This is a genomic window from Marinagarivorans cellulosilyticus, from assembly GCF_021655555.1.
Classification (GTDB): Bacteria; Pseudomonadota; Gammaproteobacteria; order Pseudomonadales; family Cellvibrionaceae; genus Marinagarivorans; species Marinagarivorans cellulosilyticus.
Map to the genome: position 1 here is coordinate 4,452,719 of NZ_AP023086.1, position 19,373 is coordinate 4,472,091.

Here is a 19,373-nt window from a genome sequence, read left to right on the forward strand (position 1 = left end):
AGTGGTAAATAATAAATGTTAAAGAAAAACTATCGTAAATTAATAATCGTTTGCGTCACGGCATCGGCCGTTTCAATTGTTTTAGCACTTGCCTGAAAATTGCGTTGCGCAATAATTAGGTTCACCAACTCTTCCGATAAATCCACGTTAGATTCTTCTAAAGCACCGGATTGAATAGCCCCTAAAGCACCGCTTTGGGGGCCGCCAATATTAGGGGCACCTGATTCATAATTTTCTGCCCACATCGTATCGCCTGCAGGTTGCAACCCTTCCATGTTGGCAAAATCAGCTAGCGCCACTTGCCCCAACACCTGAGATTCGCCGTTGGTAAAGCGAGCAAAAATAACGCCGTCGTCACCAATATTTAGGCCAGACAAACGGCCTGTAGTAAAACCACTTTGGTCAACATCGTTAACGGAAAAATCACTGCTAAACTGCGTTGTACCTTCAAGATTAATTACAAAATTAGAGCTCGTTGGTGGATCAGGAATTAATGTAGACCCACCATTTAATACATTCGTCGGCCCCATAGCGCCATTAGGCTCACCATTGACATCCTTTGGCGTCCAGTTCGAAATAAGTATATCTTCTGTTAACAAGCGATTTAAAGAACCGTCATCATTAAAATATACGTCGTAGCCTGCACGCGTAGGCAAAGTATTTTCCGGCGGTGGTAAGGAGGTATCTGGATCGCCAACATCCTCACCATCTATGCGAACAAACATTTGCCAATGGTTTGGCGCCGTGGCGGGATCAGCTACATCGTACTCCTGACGCACATAATATTGCGTAACAACATGAGAATTACCCAAGCTATCAAAAATAGTTAATTGTGTTTCCCAATTATAAGTGTCTTGATCGGCCGGATCGAAATCATTCAGAACCACATCTGAAAAAGCTTGACTCGTTAAAGGCCCAAATAAACCTACCGAAGGGGGCACTGCATTGGCAACCGAATACCCTTCATCTAAAACGATATCAATACTACCGCCAACAACAACAGAATTTGCATCCGATGGTAGTGCCGACGGATTATTCAACACGCCGTCATCATCCACTTCAAGTATGGCCCCGGGTGCATTTGGATTACCCAGCACTTCCACACTATCGCCATCATCCAAGCTATCAATACTAATTTGTAAATTATCGCCAACACTTGATGAAATCGTTAAATCTCCCGTGTCAGGATCCACTAAAGCCGAAATACCAGGCAAGGTTGTCCGCGATAATAAATTAATATTCGATTCTAAAGAGGATAAATTATCAGCCCCAAGGGGAACGCCGTTTACCGTCACGGTCATGTTGCCGTTGCTATTGGTAAAACCACTAAATGGGATTGTTAACGTCGAAGAAGCAGAAGCCGTTACACCCGTTAAAGAATTCAACTCTGATGCAGTCTCAGCAGCAGTAGCGCCTTTTTCCGCTGTATAAGTAATTGTATTACCTTCGTCATCGGTGACATCAATCGCTTGCCGAGGATAGCCGTTATCAACTGCAGCGATACCGGCAACAGAAGTACTAATTGCAGGCGATGGCGCCATGCCAATCTCAATGGTATTTGCAGAACCATTGGATACTCTCACTTGTGATGCTTCACCAGAAATAGCGGCCACGAAATCTAAGCGATAACTACCGCCCCCTAAATCGACCGCTTCTGCCAGTACATCAATACTCGATTGCGGTGGTGTAGGCTGCGACAATTGAGCATTTATCACACCAGCTAATGTACGCAACTCATTAAAATTTGTAATTGTTGCTGGGGTACCAGATGCGGTGGTTAAATTGACAGATGCTGTACCATTATTCCCTGTTGAAGCCGTTAATTCGACATCGAATGTCATCGGCGTACTACTAAAATCATTTGTTATTGGAAATGTAAAGGAGGTGCCCTCAATCGTTGTAACCGTATCATCACTCAAACCGGCCTGCGTTACGCCCACCGCATTACCATCGGTAGAAAACGCAGTACCGGTTGTTTGCAATACAGGTTCAGAGGCATCAAGATTTAATAGCATATTCACTTCGGTTGTTGCACGCGGTGCTAAATTGCTGGTGCGCACTTGAATATCACCTTGCAGGCCACTGATATTCCCCGACCCATCGGCGGGAAACCCCTGCAAGCGAGCATCAACATTATTAACAATGTAGCCGTCTTTATCTAAACCAAATGTGCCAGCGCGAGTGTAAAATTGTTCACCACCTTGCTGAACAACAAAAAAACCATTGCCATTAACTGCAAGATCTAAAGAGTTTTCAGTAAATGCCATACTGCCTTGGTTAAAGTTTTGCGCCACATCTTGTAAGCGCACCCCGCTACCGATTGCATTAGACCCTGAACCTAAAACACTGATGGCATACACATCGCCAAATTCTGCACGCGACCGCTTAAAGCCCGATGTCGAGGCATTCGCAATATTATTACCCGTGACTTTTAAATCACTGGAAGCGGCACGAATACCACTTAAGGCTGTATTAAAAGGCATAAAACGCTCCTATACTTCTGGGGGTAGCATTGCAATAATTTACAAAGCACCTTGGTTACAACTAAAAAATCACGCTAAAAAATTTAGAAATGCCATTTAATTAAACTGCTTAACATCAGACATTTTCACAGGGCCAATACCGGCTAGATTCAGTGTTAACATGCCATCTTTACCGACGGTTACACTATTGACATTAGCACTTAACGCAGCCTCTAACTGGGTCGGTTCTCCATCAATTGAGGCTTCAAATTCAATGCGATAAATACCTGCAGGCTGACCACCTTCAGCACTACTTTCCCAATCCATTACCGTACCATTCACTTCCAATTGCTGACCGTTCCAGCGTACAACCATCTCGCCGGCGCTATGCGCCCCAATATTTGCTTGATCCAACAAGGCACCACCTTCGCTGTAAATCTTCACCGATACATCTTGTGTGCTTGCGGGAATATCGACGCTCGCCGCCACGACATTATTCGGGTCTAATTGGGCAATTTCACTGGGAACAGCCACCGAGCGGCCAACTAACGAAGACGCTTGCAATGCTTGATTGGCGACAAAATTTTCGGTCAAGTTATCGAATTTATTATTCATGCTGTCAAGCGCTTCAACAGAACTAAATTGCGCCAATTGAGCAATAAATTCGGTGTTTTCCTGCGGGCTAAGCGGGTCTTGATTTTCCATTTGAGTAATCATGAGCTTTAAAAAAGCTTTTTGCCCTAGCTCGCCCGATTTCGGATCGTCTTTCGTTTTATTTGCAATGCCTAATTCATCAATCGCCGATGATTGACCTACCGCTGAAACTGTCATATTAACTCCGACGCTTATTGGCCAATAGAAAGAACACGTTGCATCATTTGTTTTGCCGAATTCAAGACATCAACATTCATTTGAAAAGATCGTGAGGCCGAAATCATATTAGTCATTTCCTCAACAACATTAACGTTGGGGTAATACACATAACCGTCTTCATTGGCCATAGGATGATCCGGCTCGTAACGAGGTTGTAAAGGCGCATCCGACTCCACTATTCCCAACACAGCCACGCCAGCAGTTTCGTCTTGCGGGTTTAGCCCCTCTTGTGAATGGCCTAACATTTGGTTGAAACTCGCTTTAAATACAGGATGACGAGCACGGTAAACATCTTCGGTACTTGATGATGCGGTATCGGCATTAGCGATATTGCTCGCGGTAGTATTTAGCCGCACGCTTTGCGCGTTCATACCAGAACCTGCCACATCAAAAATATTATTTAAGCTCATCGTTATTACTCCCCATATACATCACTAAAACTATTTTTACGGCCTTAAAGTGTAATTACTCACCCTTTATAGCGGCCTTAAGGCCTTTAAAACGGCTATTCAACATGGTAAAAGCCGCTTGGTGCTCTAAGGTGTTTTCCATAAATGCCGCATGCTCTACCTGCTCTTCAACGGTATTGCCATCGATACTCGGCTGGGTAGGTATTCGGTATTCCAACTCGCCACCCAAAGGCGAGCCGCCATTCATTTGATAATGATTTTGATGTGTCACACGCATATGACCACCGGAGGCATTCGGTGTTGCCATGCTGGCATTGAGTGCCGAGTGAAAATCAAAATCGCGCGCCTTGTAATTAGGGGTATCGGCATTGGCTAAATTGCCCGCTAAAACTTCGGAACGCTTGCTACGAAGACTTAACGCACTCTCATAGATACCGGTAGTGTCTTTAAACGAGATCGCCATGTTAGCCCTCACTGCTCAATTAACTATTTGCAGGGTTCGTCAATTATTACCCACTTAAATAGTAAAGTTGTCTTTGCAGTAAGGTGAATGCAAGCGCAAGGCCAAGCCCTTTTTCACGCCCAATAATTTTTTTAAGTTATTGTTATATATAAAAATTATTAAGGTTGCGCTAATTATTTTTATCGCCAATATTTTGCCGAACCAGCCAAAGCGGCAAGGCCTTGCCGATTACTCACGCCGCCTTAAGCAAAGCCAATATCACTGCACAACAGCAGATTTCGGCTTTTGTACTGGCATCAGGTAAAATGGCAACATAGATAAGAGGCCCACAATGACCCCATCGAACAATACTCAGGACAAGCACGCGGATACGCCCACCACCGACACCCTTTACGCCAGCCCTAGCGATATCGTTGAAGGCTTTCGTTTTGATGACAAAGTGGTATCGGTGTTTCCCGATATGATCCAGCGCTCGGTACCCGGCTATAGCACCATTATCCACATGATCAGCCAGCTCACCGCACGGTATGCGCAACACGATACCCACTGCTACGATTTAGGCTGCTCGCTGGGCGCAGCCACTTTGGCAATGCGCAATGGCCTAGGCGCCAAAAAATGCCATATTGTCGGCATCGATAATTCTCCTCAAATGGTTGCGCGCTGCCAAAGCTTGGTAAAAGAGGATACGCCCGAACACATTGATATTCGCATTATTGAAGCCGATATTGACGGCGTAGACTTTAAACCTGCGTCCGTTGTTGTACTCAACTTCACCTTACAGTTTTTACCTATCGAAAAGCGCACAGCCTTGCTGCAGCGCATTGCGCAAGCACTCGTGCCTGGCGGCGTTTTGATTTTGTCTGAGAAACTGGCCTTTGATGATCCACGTCACCACGAATTAATGATCGAGCTACACCACAACTTCAAGCGCAGCCAAGGCTATAGTGATTTAGAAATTGCCCAGAAGCGCCAATCACTCGAAAACGTACTTATCCCCGAAAGCTTCCCCAGCCACCAAGCGCGCCTAAAAGAAGCAGGTTTTAGCGGTGTTGAGCTATGGTTCCAATGCTTTAACTTTGCCTCCATGATTGCTTTTAAATAATGGCCCATAAGCACCTATGATTGATTACAGCCCTTTAATTACCGCCCTGCAAGGCAGCAAATTGCAAGCCCTTGCCGATGCCATCCCAAGCGCCGCCCAAAATGGGCTTTGCACCAAACGCTATGGCGACCTGCCAAGCTGGCTAGATGCGCTTGCTGCTATGCCAGAAATAAATCCAAGCCAAGTCACACTGACCGACCGCGTACAAATCGGTTTACCTGAAGACCTCACCGGCGAACAACAGGCGCAACTAGATGCTAGCTTGCGCGCACTAATCCCTTGGCGTAAAGGTCCCTTTCAGGTGTTTGGCACTTTCATTGACACTGAATGGCGCTCTGATTGGAAGTGGGACAGAGTGATTAAAGGCATTAGCCCACTGAAAAACCGAACGGTTTTAGATGTAGGTTGCGGCAGCGGCTACCACTGCTGGCGAATGTATGGCGAAGGCGCCGCACGCGTCATAGGCATCGACCCGTCGCCACGATTTGTTGTCCAATTTCATCAAATCAAAAAGTATTTAGCGACGGCCCCGGTTGACTTACTGCCTATGGGCATTGAGGCACTGCCCAGCTCGCTAAACGCTTTTGATACGACCTTTTCAATGGGCGTGCTGTACCATCGGCGCTCACCTATTGATCATTTAAGGGAGCTAAAAGACACCCTAAAAGCTGGCGGCGAACTGGTACTAGAAACCCTTATTGCTGATGGTGAGCTCGGCTACAGCCTAATGCCTGAAGGGCGTTACGCAATGATGAACAATGTATGGTTTTTACCCTCGATACCAACGCTGGAATTATGGTTAAGGCGAGCGGGCTTTAAGGACATCCATTGTCTTGATATTAATACCACTAGCCTTGATGAGCAGCGCGCAACACAATGGATGCAATTTTTATCACTGAAGGACTTTTTAGACCCTAACGACACCAGCAAAACCATTGAAGGCTACCCTGCCCCAAAACGTGTTGTAATAAGAGCAACAAAACCCCAGTAATCACTCAACAGGTAGGTTTATGGAATATATTGCAGCTGCATTGCCCGCTAAAAAAACCATCGCACTGATTGCCCACGACAATAAAAAACCAGATTTATTAAGCTGGGTAGCTAAACATAAAGCGCTACTCGAACACCACCACTTATGCGGTACGGGCACCACTGGCGGCAAAGTCGCTACTGCGCTGGGCTTACAGGTTAAACAGTTTTTAAGTGGGCCGCTCGGCGGCGACCAACAAATTGGCAGTAAAATCGCAGAAGGGAAAATTGATTGCTTAATCTTTTTTTGGGACCCTTTCACTCAAATGCCCCACGACCCAGATGTAAAAGCCCTGTTGCGCTTAGCCGCCGTTTGGAATATTCCCATTGCCTGCAATAGCGCAAGCGCCGACCTGATTATTTCAAGCCCGCTATTTAATAGCCCGCTGGAGCGTATGATTCCCAATTACGACAGCTATAAAAACAAGCGCGAGCAACTTTAGCTAGCGCATAAAACACCCACTTTTAAACCAAAAAAAAGCGGCTAAAAAGCCGCTTTTTTTGGTTTGCGTGGGAGCAAAGATTACATCATGCCGCCCATGCCGCCCATACCACCCATGCCGCCAGCGTCTGGAGCTGCTGCAGGCTTATCTTCAGGTGCATCAGCAACCATAGCTTCGGTAGTGATCATCAAGCCAGCAATAGAAGCCGCTGCTTGAAGCGCAGTACGTGTTACTTTCGCAGGATCAAGAATACCCATTGCGATCATGTCACCGTACTCACCAGTACCGGCATTGTAGCCATAAGTCGCTTCGTTTTGTGACTTCACTTTGTCACAAACAACAGAGCCTTCTTCACCAGCGTTTGCTACGATTTGACGCAAAGGCGCTTCCATCGCACGACGTGCAATAGCGATACCCGCGTTTTGATCTTCGTTGTCACCAACAAGGTCAACAATAGAAGCAACAGCGCGAATCAAAGCAGTACCCCCGCCAGGCACAACGCCCTCTTCTACAGCGGCGCGTGTTGCGTGCAATGCATCTTCAACACGTGCTTTTTTCTCTTTCATTTCGACTTCAGTTGCAGCGCCAACTTTAACAACGGCTACACCGCCAGCTAATTTAGCAACACGCTCTTGAAGTTTTTCACGGTCGTAATCAGAAGAAGTATCTTCGATTTGCGCGCGAATTTGAGAAACGCGACCCTTGATTTCGTCTGCATTACCAGCGCCATCAACGATAGTTGTATTCTCTTTAGACATAGTTACACGCTTAGCTTGACCAAGGTGCTCAAGCGTTGTGGTTTCTAGGTCTAGGCCAACTTCTTCACTGATAACAGTAGCGCCAGTCAAAGTTGCAATATCTTGCAACATCGCTTTACGACGGTCACCAAAACCAGGCGCTTTACAAGCAGAAACTTTAACAATACCGCGCATGTTGTTAACAACCAAAGTTGCCAACGCTTCGCCTTCAACATCTTCAGCAACAATAACCAAAGGCTTGCCAGCTTTAGCAACAGCCTCCAATACAGGAAGAAGTTCGCGGATGTTAGAGATTTTCTTATCAACCAAAAGCAAGAACGGCGAATCGTGCTCTACACTCATGCTGTCTTGGTTGTTAATGAAGTAAGGCGACAAGTAGCCACGATCAAACTGCATACCTTCAACAAGGTCGAGTTCGTTTTCAAGGCCGCTGCCTTCTTCTACAGTGATAACACCTTCTTTACCCACTTTTTCCATGGCTTCAGCAATGATGTCACCCACAGCGGTATCGCTGTTTGCAGAGATAGTACCTACCTGTGCAATAGACTTAGTGTCTTCACAAGGCTTAGAAATTTCTTTGATGTGTGCAACCGCTGCAATAACTGCTTTGTCGATGCCGCGCTTCAGATCCATCGGGTTCATGCCAGCGGCTACTGCTTTAAGGCCTTCGTTAACGATAGATTGAGCCAAAACAGTCGCTGTGGTTGTGCCGTCACCCGCTTCGTCTGAAGCTTGTGATGCAACTTCTTTAACCATTTGCGCGCCCATGTTTTCGAACTTATCTTTAAGCTCGATCTCTTTAGCAACAGAAACACCATCTTTGGTGACTGTTGGTGCGCCGAAAGATTTTTCTAATACAACGTTACGGCCTTTGGGGCCTAAAGTTGCTTTTACTGCGTCCGCTAATACGTTCACGCCTTTTAACATTTTCTGACGAGCGCTGTCGCCAAACAATACTTCTTTAGCTGCCATGATCCTGGTTCCTTACTAATTTGTCAGTAGGGTTATAATTCAATGAGTTGGAAGAGATATCGCTATTGCGATTTATGCTTCAACAACGGCCTTGATGTCGCTCTCGCTGATAATGATCAGCTCTTCGCCATCAACTTCAATGGTGTCTGTACCGGCGTATTTGCCGAAAACTACAATGTCACCCACTTTAACGTCAAGAGGACGGTTTTCGCCATTGTCTAACACTCGGCCAGAACCAATGGCAACCACTTCACCTTGGTTAGGTTTTTCCGTGGCTGAACCAGGAAGCACAATACCGCCTGAGCTCATTTTTTCTTCTTCCTTGCGACGCACTACAACACGATCGTGTAAGGGACGAATTTTCATCGACGAATCTCCAAAGTGTACGATTTACTGTAAATGGTTCTACCTTTTAATAGAGTAGAACTGTTATTAAAACCGCAGATGCGGGGTTGCGCAGTGACAACTCAACAACTACGCAGAACTGATGTGCAGCCATGATGGGAGCGGAATCATCGATTTCAACACCCGCAAACTGTTTTTTTTAGTTTTTTTTCGATTCGTGTTGCTCAATGTGCGCTGCATCTCGGGGCCTAACTTCCTCGAACTCCCCCTCAAGGATTGTCTCTTGCGACTCGAAGGGGTTGCGCCCTCCTTTCGAAAAACGCACCAAAGCCCAACTTGCCATCAGTTGACGCACACCAGGAATCAAACAAATGAGCCCCAGCAAATCTGTAATAAAGCCAGGGTGAATAAACAGCACGCCAGCAAACGCCAAAAACAACCCCGTTGTCATTTCCGATAAAGGCATTTGCCCAGCGGCAAGTTTGGCCCGGCCTGCATTCAACGCCGCTATACCTTGATAGCGAATCAACGCAAAGCCTATAACGGCAGAGCCCAAGACAAGAAAAATGGTATTCCAAAAGCCAATTAAGTGTCCCATTAGGGCCAGGTCAAAAACCGGCAATAACACCACAAACAGTAAAAACCCACGCATAACAACACCATGTATAAAGTTGAACCCATAAAAAACCCCGTACTAGACGGGGTTTTTTATGGGTTGTCGTAAAACAACAATGAGGCTTACAGCATAAAGTTCAAGGCAAGCCTATCTATTCAGTACTCTACCACTTATAGGTAACACCCACACGGTAAGTGGTATCAGATTTCTCAACGCCTTCTTGAGGCTGATTCAAGTAATCGTATGTCATTAGTAAGCTCGCCGATATACCAAAGCCCAATGGAGCCGATAAGCCCGTATCAGCATTAGCACGCCAATCATCGCTGTCGTCTAGGTTTTGCGATACATTGCTGCGGTGAAAAAAGGCAATATCGCGAGCAAACAAATAGCGAAAATCAACAGCAATACGGCCAGAAGAAAACTCTTTGCGGCCTTCAGTGCCCAAAGCGATATCGGCAGCGCTTAGGTCGTAGTGCTCTTTGGTCTCTAGTAAGCTGGCCTCCAATTTAAGCGCGGTAATATCCGATTCCCACCACTGGAAACCCGAACCCAGACCAAGCACATAGCGCTCTGAAATTTGTTTGGCATCATCTTTTTCGGCGGTTAAATCACCCAACAAATACCAGCGCGGCTTAAAGAACCAGTTAACACCATAAAAACCTTTGTAGTATTCACTCACGCTGCTTCTCACTGGGGCCTGCCCCTCTTCGGTTTCAACCTTTAAATATTCACCGGTGTAGCGCAATTCAAAATCGTGCCTAAAGTCGTTGATGCGCAACTTAACCTGCGATGCAGCCAACCAGTCGCTCGATTCAACGTTACCGCTTTTTTCAGTACCAACCAGTGTTAGCTTGCCGCTGTAGCTGTGCAGGGAATCTTCATAAGACGAAAAAGGCACAACATCGTGCAAACTTAATAGAGAATACTCTTTTGCTTCTTCAGCACAGTTAAAACGAACCATACCGCCGGCGAATTCGGTTAGCTGGCAAGGCTCGTCGTAGCCGCGCAGTTTTACCGGCTCCGGTAAGGTGATGTTTTGAATGTCCGCTTTTTGGACAGTCACTTCACCCACTTTATCGGCCTTCCACACGAGCTTTTCACCGTGTACAGATTTTAATTGGCCACCTATTTTGTCACCATTTTTCAATTCAATTTGACCAGCCATAGCAGATGCAGCTAATAAGCTCGATGCAATACCTAAAATTAACTTCACGGACGCGTCTCCCAACAGATTAGAATGTGTGCATAATAACCGAAAATGCTTTTTAGTGAGACTCTCCTCTCAAAATTCCTGCTACATTATGGCTCTCATGCTGAGGTAACCACCAAAAACCGCAGTTTCGATCAGATAACACGAGTGGTTCTTGTGCTCACAACGTTTAAAACAGCAAATATTTATTTAGATCGCCGCATCATTAGTATCTTTTTACTCGGCATTATTAGCGGTCTCCCGTGGGTAATGATTGGCTCTGCGCTAACACTTTGGCTGCAAGAAGCCGGGTTAAGCCGCAGCAGCATCGGTTTTGCCGGTCTAATATTTGCCGTCTACTCCATCAACTTTTTATGGGCGCCGCTGGTCGATCGTTTTTCACTTGCTCGCGTACTGGGTACGCGCAACAAAACCGGCAATAAGCAAAGCTGGATTATTACCTGTCAAATTATTATTGCCTGTTGCTGTTTAAGCATGAGCCTTTTTGCCCCAACAGATGCAGCCAAGACACTCATCCTTATTGCCTTAATACTCGCTTGCGCCTCTGCGACGCAAGACATCGCCATTGATGCCTACCGAGTACAAAGCTTTAAACCGCAAGAAAAAGCCTTAATTTCTGCCGGTGCCGCGGCCGCTACCGGCGGCTGGTGGACAGGTTACGCGGCTATTGGCTTTATTCCCTTGGCACTATCGGATGTCGGCTGGAGCTGGCCAAGCTTATACCTGCTACTAGCCACAATTACCGCGATCACAACAGTGCTATGCATTTTAATGCCCGCCGCCCAAACTACGACATCTCAACCTGAAGCAGCAGCATTGCTACTGCCCCAGTGTCGCTCAAAAATTCACCAAAAGGCTCTACTCCTATTAATGGCCCTGCCATGGTGCATTGCCATCTGGGCTGTTGGTGGCTGGGGTATTCCCGCAGGCTTTAAGCAATCACAAGGGTTTATCCCGGTAATTATCGCTATCGAGATTTTTCTTGCTGGCTTTTTGCTGCACACCCTTAGCCAGCTTCCCAGCCAAGGGTTATCACATGCCGCTTCATTTAATGAAAAACTACTCGCCAACACTTACCACACCCTTATTCTGCCGCTGCGCGACTTTTTTATGCGCAACGGCCCGGCCATTGCCATTAGCTTGCTGGGGTTTATTTTTCTATTCAAAATTGGCGAAGCATTTTTAGGCCGAATGTCGATAGTGTTTTACAAAGAAATTGGCTTTAGCAAAACACAAATAGCCACCTATTCTAAAATGCTCACATGGCTTGTAACCATGGCTTGCGTAATCCCCTGCGGCATACTTAATGCTCGCCTAGGTTTACTAAAAGGCCTAATGGTTAGCGGCCTGTTTATGGCTGCGAGCAACTTAATGTTTTGCCTGCTAGCCATCGCTGGGCCCGTTGAATGGCTCTATTTTGTCACTGTCGTTATTGATGGTTTCACCAGTGCTTGGGCAACGGTTGCTTTTGTGGCCTTTATTTCACATCTTTGTAGCCACCAATTTTCGGCAACGCAATACGCACTCTTGGCCTCGCTTGGCAATCTAGGGAGGACACTATTAGCCAGCAATAGCGGCTTATTAGTCGATATTTTCAACGGTGACTGGGCGCTCTTTTTCGCCATTACGGCCTTAATGGTTACCCCTAGCCTTGTGCTGCTTTGGCGGCTACGCTTCAAGTTGCTAACGCTGCGAAACGACTGACAACAACCTAGCACCGAACAACAAAGGCTTGGCAGTCACGTAAAACTGGATTAGACTCACCAAAAACTTACATGTAACAGGAATTGATTATGGGCACCTCAGGCTTGATAACTCTTGGCGTTGTTGTGATTTTTGCACTTTACGTCATCTACCTATACAACCAACTGGTCAAACTAAAAAACCAATTTGAAAATGGCTTTTCCCAGATCGAAGTCCAGCTTAAGCGCCGTTACGACCTAATCCCTAACCTTGTCGAAACCGCTAAGGCCTACCTTAAGCACGAAAGCGAAACCTTAGAGGCAGTAGTAAAAGCACGTAATGCGGCAGCCTCCGAGCTTAGCGCGGCAGGTAAAAACCCCGGTGATGGCAGCCACATTCATGCGCTTGCCGGTGCAGAGCAAATATTGGGGCAAGCCATGGGCCGATTTAACATGGTAATGGAGGCATACCCCGACCTTAAAGCCAGCACCAACATGCAACAATTAACCGAAGAACTATCATCTACCGAAAACCGCGTTAGTTTTGCACGCCAGGCGTTTAACGATGCCGTTATGGCTTACAACATTTTTCGCGAAAGCTTCCCTACTGTTATTTTTGCCAGCATGTTTGGCCATAATCAAAAAGCCGCCTTATTAGAATTTGAAGACAGCGCCGCCATTGCAGAAGCGCCTAAAGTGTCTTTTTAACGGGTGTCTTTCTAACAAGACGATGTCCCCTGCCTAGCTGCCATAAACAGCCCTAACATTACGGGCTGTTTATTCATCGACCGAGATGCAATAGCCGCCATGAACTTTTTTGAACATCAAGATAAAGCCCGACGCCAAACCACTCGCCTTGTGCTGCTGCTCGCTTTAGCGGTAACCGCCGTTGCATTATTTACGGCCATTGTCGTATCTGGCGTTGTCTCTTATTTTCAAACACAAACCGCAATGGGCACCCAATGGACAAACCTAGACTACTTAACCACCTTATTTACCAGCCCTGTTTTCGCCTGGTCCGCACTGGGGACATTAACAGTAATACTATTAGGCAGCGCCTATAAAAGCTTTCAGCTTGGCGGCAACGGTATTGAAGTCGCACTGTCTATGAACGCCAAACACGTTCACCCCGAAACCGACAACCCGCAACACAAACAGTTTTTTAATATAGTGACCGAAATGGCGCTAGCATCTGGCAACCCTGTGCCTAAGGTTTTTGTAATCCCCGGCCAAGGCATTAATGCATTCGCCGCGGGGTTTAATCGCCACCAAACTGTTGTTGCTGCTACTGAAGGCGCGCTGGAGCAGCTTACCCGCGACGAATTACAAGGTGTTGTTGCCCATGAATTTAGCCATATCAACTTTGGCGATGTGAAAATCAATATGCGCCTTGTTGCGCTATTACACGGCATTTTATTAATTGGTCTGATAGGCCAACACATGGTGGGCGGCTCTATGTTTGGCCGCCGGCGGTATCACAGCAGTAGGTCACGCTCGGATAATAAATCAGCAGGGGTTGGGCTTGCGTTAATGGCCATAGGTTATGCCGGCACTTTTTGTGGCAATATAATTAAAGCCGCCGTTAGTCGCCAGCGCGAGTACCTAGCCGATGCCAGCGCCGTGCAATTTACCCGCAACCCCGAGGGCATAGCCAATGCTTTAAAAAAAATCGCGCGCGGACCAGCTGATGCCGGCATTGATGCTGAAAATGCCGAGCAGTATAGTCACTTCTATTTTTCAAGCTTGCATGCACGTTTTTTTAGCCGCCTCTTTTCCACTCACCCCGATATTGAAGAGCGCATAAGCCGGCTTGGTCACTCGTTAGATGCAAGCGCTTCTGGCAGCAACAAACACCAACAATTCAGTAACACCGCAACCGACAGTACCATGGACAATACAGTGGGCTTTGCCGGATCAAATGGCAGCGCTACTGCGCATACCATGACGGCAGCACAAGCCGGCGATGCACTGGTCAATTGTGTGGGCCAACCGTCTGCACAAAACCTTAACGCCGCCAAAGCCCATATCAAACAGCTACCTAGCGCGTTAATTGAAGCTAGCCATAACGCATTCAGTGCCCGCGCCTTAATTTACGGGCTGATCATCGCTAACACCCCCAAAGCGTTTCATGAAGCACAACATAACCACCTAGGTAACAATGCACACCCAGCAACCGTTAAAGCCCTAGCCAATTTGTTGCCGGCAATATACCCCCTTAGCCAAAGCGATTGTTACAACCTTTTATTAATGGCAGAAAGTGCGCTGCAAGATCAATCCGCTACGCAAGCCGGTGTTTTTAAATCCTGCGCTAAAGCGCTGATTGAAGCAGATAAACAACTTTCGTTATTTGAGTGGTGTATTTACCGATTAGCCATTGCACCTTTTAAGGCAAGCTTAAGCGGTAATAAGAAGCTGAGTGACTGCGCACAAGCGCTGGGCGTTCTATTTTACTATGCCGCCAGCCATACCAATGCTGCCGAGCGCATACAATTATTGAATAATGTAAATACTATTTTAGCGGTCAACCTAACACCCCCAGAAGCTGTATCGCTAAAAAAATTAGACGCGGCGCTCACCGAACTAAGTCAACTTAAACCGCTTAGCAAACCGGCATTACTGAAAGCTTTAGTGGCCTGCATAAAAAGTGATGGCACCATTACCGACGATGAAATTACATTACTGCGCATGGTCGCATTAGTGCTCGATTGCCCTGTACCTGATATCAAGCTGTAACCGCACTTGCTACCTGACTAAAAGCCCTTCACAAGGCACTCAACGCTATAGCGCCTTTGGTAGGCGCTATAAGTTATCTAGTTTTTAAGCCGATTGATTATCATCAACCCAGCGCTGAGCACACTCAATAAATTCGGCCATTTCAGTTTTTAATACTTCGATTTCCTGCCCTAAACTCTGCACTTGATCGCTTTCAATCATGGCCTCTACATTTTGAATATGTGTATGTAAGCGGTCTGCGCCGTAATTGCCTGCCAGGCCTTTTAAACTGTGCAAAGAAAACTTGGCCTGTTGATAATCGCCTTCATTTACAGCGCGCTCGGCATCACTTAGCGGCACATCACCACTTTCAATAACAGCGCTAAGCGACTGGCATAAACGCGTAACTCTAGACGCGCGGCCACGCGTTAAATCATTTAAACGCTCAAGGTTTAATATTTCCACATTTTCTCCTTCTTGTTGGTCACTCACTGTTTGCAATTGCTGACTATCGTCATTATCAGCCGGCGCATTGTGTAGCCATTTTTTTATTTCACGATACAGTTCGTCATGATCAATAGGCTTAGCGACAAAGCCATCCATGCCTGCAGCGCTGTACTGTTCACGCTCAGACTCCAGCACCCCAGCTGTCATCGCTATAATGGGTAAAGCGCACTGATGTTCATTTTTTAGTATTTTAGTCGCTGTTACACCATCCATTACCGGCATTTGGACATCCATTAATATCACCGAATATCGCACACCATTATCAGAAGCTAAGGCCGCCAGATAAGCATCAATAGCTTCTTGACCATTGTTTGCCACAGTGGCTGTAACACCAAAATCCGACAACACATCCAGTGCAATCGTTTGATTGAGTATATTGTCTTCTACCAATAAAACCGTTATGCCATGCAACGAAGTCAACACGTGTTCATCGTCATGTTTTTCGGCCACTAAACGATGATTATTATGGCTGGCCATATAGTTTTCATTAAGCGCTGCCAATAATGTTTGGGCTGCAACCGGCTTGGTCACATGCGCTGAAAAATAAGAGTGATTATTTTCTTCTAAAAGTATTCCACGCTGGCAGCCACTCAACAAAATAATAAACGGCGTATTCGCCGATAAACCTAGCGTTATTAGGCTTTCATGCGCTTGCGCCAAGGTACAGCCAAGTTCATCAACATCGATTAACACAAAATCGACCGAGGTTAAATCCACACCGTTTAGCCCCTGCGCATTCAACAACTGCTTGGGCGAAAGAACACTTAACTGCCACTGCCAATAAGCAATGCTTGCCTTTATGCTCGCACAAGTACCTTCGTGCCCGCTGCACAATAATACCCGCGAGGGCTTATCGGTAATAAAAGGTATGCGCGGCTGTTGTTGCGCTACGGGTAAATCAATCGAGAAGCCAAAAACGGTGCCTGTGCCAGCCTCGCTGGTCACAAAAATTCGGCCCGCCATTAAATCTATAATGCGGCTAGAAATTACTAACCCCAAACCCGTACCGCCATAACGACGCGTTATAGAACCATCGGCTTGCGAAAATGCACTGAACAATTGCCCCTGCTGTTCAGGAGTCATGCCAATGCCAGTATCAGATACCGTACATACAATATTCTGTAGCTGATTTTGCGCGTTAAAATCACCTTCAATTAATACTTTAACGCTGCCTTGCGCTGTAAATTTAATCGCGTTAGAGGTTAAATTAATTAGTACTTGTTGCAACCGCAGCGCATCCCCAACCAAGGAACGACGCACCGAAGGCGCAACGGTAATATCCAGCTGTAAGGTTTTATCGCCCGCATTAACACTCATCATCATCGATAAGCGCTCTAGCAGTTCATCCAAATCAAACGGTGCGGCCGACAACTCCATGCAACCGGCTTCGACCTTAGAAAAATCCAAAATATCGTTAATAATACCGAGCAATGATTCACCCGCCCCTCTAATCATACTGACGTATTTTTGCTGCGCCGCAGATGGAGACGTTTTTTCCAGCAGCTGCGCCGAACCCAGCACTGCATTTAATGGCGTACGAATTTCGTGGCTCATATTTGCCAAAAATTCACTTTTTGACTGATTGGCTAATTCGGCTTTTTCTTTCGCCTGCGCTAGGGCTTCTTCAGCAGCTTTTTGATCGGTTACGTCGTGTACCGCAGCCACAGTATGCAATTCACCTCGGTACTCTAAAGGCACAAGATTAACCGTTACCTGAAACGAGTCGCCAGTTTTTTTAACCGCAGCCAATGCGCTGTCTGCTCCCATGTTGCGAGAAACCGGCTTTGCCGTGTAAGAAGCACGTAACTCGGCATGCCGTCCAGCTACAGACGTATCAACTAAAGCATCGATATTTTTCCCTGTTAGCTCATTCGGTAAATAGCCAAAAAGGTCGTGGGCTCGCTGGTTAGCTTGCACAATATGCCCGTCAGCCGAAACCACCAGAAGTGCATCGGGTGCTATTTCAAAAAACGTTTGCGATGCGCGTTCGGCCTCGTCAATTAAACGGGCCTGATGCGCTAAATTTTTCTCGCTGGCTTCTTGTGATTGCTGTAATTTTAAGGCTTGCTCTCGGCCATATTTATTCACGAAGTGAAGCGACATAATCACGTAAAACAGCAGTACATCAATAACAATGCCTGCCATTAAAATATAAAAAGGCTGCTGCGCCTGCTGCAAACTTAACATGGCACTTGCATCACCTTCGTAAGCAACTGACCACAGCCGCCCCTGAACGTTAATAGGTTTTATTAACGAAAATGTATTAGTCCGCGCGGTCGAGCTGGCTTTTCGATAGCGATACAATTTTTCTTCAGGCACAACGCTGTCACCATCGTAAATCGTAAAACCTAGATTTGGATCATTGCCATTTAAAATTCCGGTCATTAAATCATTGGCACGAAACGCAGCATAAACCCAGCCGGCAAAATGCTTACGCCGCCCTTGAATGTTGTGTATTTCAGAAGAGTCCGTAAAACTTTGATGGCCACCATAGTAAGGCAGATACATTAAAAAACCTTTTTGTACGTCTTTATCGGTTTCTTGCACTAGGGTGATAATGCCTGAGGTGGCCACCTCACCGGTATCACGCGCACGACGCATGGCTTCACGCCGGACCTCGTTAGACCACATGTCATAACCAAAGGCCCGCTTATTGCGCCAATCAAATGGCTCCAAGTAGACAATCGAAGAGTAGTACTCGCGCGCCCCTTGCGGCCGCACAGAATAATCGGGGAAGCCTTCACTGCGCACTTCGCTTTCGTGGGAGGCCAATTGCTCGGGGGAAAGCTGCGCGGCATAGCCAACCCCTTGGATACCCGGCAAGCGCGTTTTTAAATTCATAGAGTTCACATACGAGCGCCATTCATCGCGATCAACTTTTTGCGATGCGTTAAACAGCCCAACCGCACCGTGCAATGCTTGCTCGTATACCAGCATGCGCTCTCGAATGGCGCTGTGAATTTCATCGGCATGCGCGTGAAACTGCTGCTTCGCAAGAATATCCATTTGCCGGCTAGCCACCCAATATGCCGATACTGTAATCAGCAAAGACAAGCCAAGCACTAACCAGCCGGTAAATGGGCTGTGCACAATATTTACGCCGCGCAACAAAGCGGCAAAAATACGCTCGCTCTGGTTTGGTTTCTCGGTACTTTTTAATACACCCATTAAGCTATTAACCCATTAAAACTTACAACTCACTAAGTTCACCTTGCATGCCACACGGCAAGACTCACAGCTTCCAATAGGCAAAGCTTCGCCCCAGCCTCCTAAAGCTTAGCGTCAAATTCGATAATAAGAGGCCACAAAACCGAAGTAATGCCTTAAAAGGCAGCTATATCACTTATTGTTCTATTAATTTGAAGTCACTATTCAGCCATAAAAAAAAATTGCTCACTCGGAGAGCTGACTGATTACTTTCTAGGCATTCACGTATCAAGATCGCGTACATAGAGCCCAGCCTCAGCCTCAGCAAGGATGCGTGAAGGTAGACATTGCGGGAGAGTGAAATTGGTCTTGACTGTCAGGGCCGCTTTAGCGAAGCACAAATTCGTAGATGCCTGCATAGTTACAATTTAAAAAACAAAGCTATTAGGCTAAAGCCGTTCGACCATTGGCATCTTGCATTGCCGCCCTCACTTTCGGTTTGCCGATACAACAACCCCACCCCCACAATAAAACTATCCCAATACCGCCAGCGGCAACGGCAAGTGGCCTAATTCCTGCTGTTCTTAGGTTAATGTGTGGCTTGCGCTAGCGCGCATAGCCTGCAGCAGCAACACTTGAGTA

Annotated in this window: 15 protein-coding genes; 6 read left to right on the top strand and 9 right to left on the bottom strand. The window is 46.6% G+C overall.

The genetic code is table 11. The features are described from left to right. Positions 1-29 precede the first annotated feature (29 nt). The 4 genes from MARGE09_RS18245 to flgB all read right to left on the bottom strand — a co-directional run bounded on the left by MARGE09_RS18245 (position 30) and on the right by flgB (position 4,208). Positions 30-2,483, bottom strand: coding sequence for a flagellar hook-basal body complex protein (locus tag MARGE09_RS18245; RefSeq protein WP_236984458.1), 2,454 nt, complete (start codon positions 2,481-2,483; stop codon positions 30-32). 96 nt (positions 2,484-2,579) lie between these two features. Then, a complete protein-coding gene (locus MARGE09_RS18250) occupies positions 2,580-3,293 on the bottom strand; it encodes a flagellar hook assembly protein FlgD (protein WP_236984460.1) in 714 nt (237 codons plus the stop codon). Between the two features lie 14 nt (positions 3,294-3,307). Continuing rightward, positions 3,308-3,745, bottom strand: a complete 438-nt coding sequence (gene flgC, locus MARGE09_RS18255) for a flagellar basal body rod protein FlgC (protein WP_236984462.1) — start codon at positions 3,743-3,745, stop codon at positions 3,308-3,310. Between the two features lie 55 nt (positions 3,746-3,800). Next, positions 3,801-4,208 (bottom strand): flagellar basal body rod protein FlgB, encoded by a 408-nt coding sequence (flgB, locus tag MARGE09_RS18260; RefSeq protein WP_236984463.1) that lies wholly within the window; start codon positions 4,206-4,208, stop codon positions 3,801-3,803. 331 nt (positions 4,209-4,539) lie between these two features. On the opposite strand from flgB, the gene cmoA reads away from it, so the two are divergent. From cmoA to MARGE09_RS18275, 3 genes are read left to right on the top strand one after another with little or no spacing between them, the layout of a single operon-like run. After that, a complete protein-coding gene (gene cmoA / locus MARGE09_RS18265) occupies positions 4,540-5,310 on the top strand; it encodes a carboxy-S-adenosyl-L-methionine synthase CmoA (protein ID WP_236984465.1) in 771 nt (256 codons plus the stop codon). A gap of 16 nt (positions 5,311-5,326) precedes the next feature. Further along, a complete protein-coding gene (gene cmoB, locus MARGE09_RS18270) occupies positions 5,327-6,301 on the top strand; it encodes a tRNA 5-methoxyuridine(34)/uridine 5-oxyacetic acid(34) synthase CmoB (RefSeq protein ID WP_236984467.1) in 975 nt (324 codons plus the stop codon). A gap of 19 nt (positions 6,302-6,320) precedes the next feature. Continuing rightward, a complete protein-coding gene (locus MARGE09_RS18275; protein ID WP_236984469.1) occupies positions 6,321-6,782 on the top strand; it encodes a methylglyoxal synthase in 462 nt (153 codons plus the stop codon). An 80-nt stretch (positions 6,783-6,862) separates the two neighbouring features. On the opposite strand, the gene groL is transcribed toward MARGE09_RS18275, so the two are convergent. From groL to MARGE09_RS18295, 4 genes are all read right to left on the bottom strand, one after another. Then, positions 6,863-8,512 carry a chaperonin GroEL gene (gene groL, locus MARGE09_RS18280; protein WP_236984471.1) on the bottom strand — a complete coding sequence of 550 codons (1,650 nt, stop codon included), beginning with the start codon at positions 8,510-8,512 and terminating at the stop codon, positions 6,863-6,865. Positions 8,513-8,584: 72 nt separating this feature from the next. Next, on the bottom strand, positions 8,585-8,878 hold the full coding sequence (locus MARGE09_RS18285) for a co-chaperone GroES (protein WP_236984473.1): 294 nt from the start codon (positions 8,876-8,878) through the stop codon (positions 8,585-8,587). A gap of 178 nt (positions 8,879-9,056) precedes the next feature. Continuing rightward, the gene (locus tag MARGE09_RS18290) at positions 9,057-9,509 is read right to left on the bottom strand and encodes an FxsA family protein (protein ID WP_236984475.1); all 453 of its coding nucleotides are present in this window, start codon (positions 9,507-9,509) and stop codon (positions 9,057-9,059) included. A 127-nt stretch (positions 9,510-9,636) separates the two neighbouring features. Next, positions 9,637-10,686, bottom strand: coding sequence for a DUF481 domain-containing protein (locus tag MARGE09_RS18295; protein ID WP_236984477.1), 1,050 nt, complete (start codon positions 10,684-10,686; stop codon positions 9,637-9,639). 153 nt (positions 10,687-10,839) lie between these two features. Here MARGE09_RS18295 and MARGE09_RS18300 point away from each other — a divergent pair, with 153 nt between their 5' ends. From MARGE09_RS18300 to MARGE09_RS18310, 3 genes are all read left to right on the top strand, one after another. Next, positions 10,840-12,387, top strand: coding sequence for an MFS transporter (locus MARGE09_RS18300; RefSeq protein WP_236984479.1), 1,548 nt, complete (start codon positions 10,840-10,842; stop codon positions 12,385-12,387). An 89-nt stretch (positions 12,388-12,476) separates the two neighbouring features. Then, positions 12,477-13,073: a LemA family protein gene (locus MARGE09_RS18305; RefSeq protein ID WP_236984481.1), complete on the top strand. Its 597-nt coding sequence runs from the start codon at positions 12,477-12,479 to the stop codon at positions 13,071-13,073. A gap of 99 nt (positions 13,074-13,172) precedes the next feature. Beyond that, the gene (locus MARGE09_RS18310; protein WP_236984482.1) at positions 13,173-15,098 is read left to right on the top strand and encodes a M48 family metallopeptidase; all 1,926 of its coding nucleotides are present in this window, start codon (positions 13,173-13,175) and stop codon (positions 15,096-15,098) included. 84 nt (positions 15,099-15,182) lie between these two features. Here MARGE09_RS18310 and MARGE09_RS18315 read toward each other — a convergent pair whose 3' ends face one another. Next, the gene (locus MARGE09_RS18315) at positions 15,183-18,752 is read right to left on the bottom strand and encodes a CHASE domain-containing protein (RefSeq protein ID WP_236984484.1); all 3,570 of its coding nucleotides are present in this window, start codon (positions 18,750-18,752) and stop codon (positions 15,183-15,185) included. Positions 18,753-19,373 lie beyond the last annotated feature (621 nt).